The organism is Croceitalea marina (assembly GCF_042684265.1).
GTDB classification, from domain to species: domain Bacteria; phylum Bacteroidota; class Bacteroidia; order Flavobacteriales; family Flavobacteriaceae; genus Croceitalea; species Croceitalea marina.
In genome coordinates, this window is record NZ_JBHULB010000043.1 from 1 (window position 1) to 1,318 (window position 1,318).

1 protein-coding gene is annotated in these 1,318 nt (G+C 32.7%); it reads right to left on the minus strand.

All coding sequences use genetic code 11. From position 1 onward, the window contains the following. Window positions 1–193: 193 nt before the first annotated feature. Entirely contained in the window at window positions 194–1,297 is a 1,104-nt protein-coding gene (locus ACFSQJ_RS14245) for a serine hydrolase domain-containing protein (protein WP_377767644.1), read from the minus strand. Window positions 1,298–1,318: the final 21 nt, after the last annotated feature.

Consider the following 1,318-nt stretch of genomic DNA (forward strand, 5'->3'; position numbering starts at 1 on the left):
TAACGGTTTAGCTATGAACAGTACGGGAGCAAACTAGCGTTTGCTTTCCGCCACGCACATAGCGAAATCTTTTTGTTTTGTTTTTTCTTTTCCTTGTTTAAAGCAAAATCCCAAAGATTTTGCGGACATCATAAAAATACGCAAACCCTGCGATTAAGCCCGAAGCCCGTATTGTTTATAGGTTTTGTTGTGCTTAGTTTTCTGCGATGTTTTCCGTTATAAGGTTTTTTATCTCTTTTAAGTTTGCATAATGGGCATTTGTAAGAATTACATAACCAGAACCATTGGTTAAGTTTAAATAGAAAAAAGAGGAATATCCTACATTGGCACCACCATGACTTATCCCTTTCACTTTTTTATTTTCATCTAACTGAAGACCTACTCCTAATCCAGACCTAATTAACTTACCATTTGATAATTTTGCGGGTGATTTCAATAAAGCGATGGATTCTTTGGTTAAAATTGAAGATTTGTCATCGTTTAAACCTGCTAGTACTTCAAGTAGTAATTGGGAGTAATCAAAAGAATTAGTCCATAATGCTGCGGCAGCTTCTTGGGGATAAACTCTATATCCAAACTTAATAGGTTTCCCGTTTTTATAACCATATGCGATGTCATCTTCTTTATTTGGGTTTAAACCAAAATAGCTATTCTTCATATTTAAAGGTTGCAATAACTCTTTTTGCATAACAGTTCTGAATAATTCTCCCTTAGTGTCTTTTATTACTTTCTGTAAGTAACAATAGCCCCCGCCAGAATAATTAAATTCACTATTTACTTTATTCTTAATTTTGATTTCAGATTCCCACAAAAATGTATGTTTTCCATCAATTACATTTTCAATGGTTGGTATAATTTTTCTATTAGGTTTATAACCAAGAAATCCGTGCGTATTCATACCACCTGTATGACTGAGTAGTTGTGAAATTGTTGGAATCGTATTTGGCTCTGATTTATAACCATCTAACTTATTAGTTTTTAGGTAGACATTCACGTCATTGTCGAGGTCAAATATTTGATTTTGAGTATTAATAAGAAATAATAATCCAGTTGGAAATTTACTTAGTGATGCTGCTTGGAAAATTGTCTTTTCGTTGACCTTATTAGAGGCATTACTAATTCCGAATCCTTTGCTATAGACAACTTTGCTGTTTTTTAAAATACTCAAGCTTGCACCAGGTATCTTATTCTCTTTCATTAAACTGTCTAATTTTTGCTCTTCTGACCTACTCAATTGACAATAGGCTGAAGTATAAATTGCTAGAAATATGATGAGAATAAATGTTCTGATTTTCATTTTTTTAAATTAAGCACAACG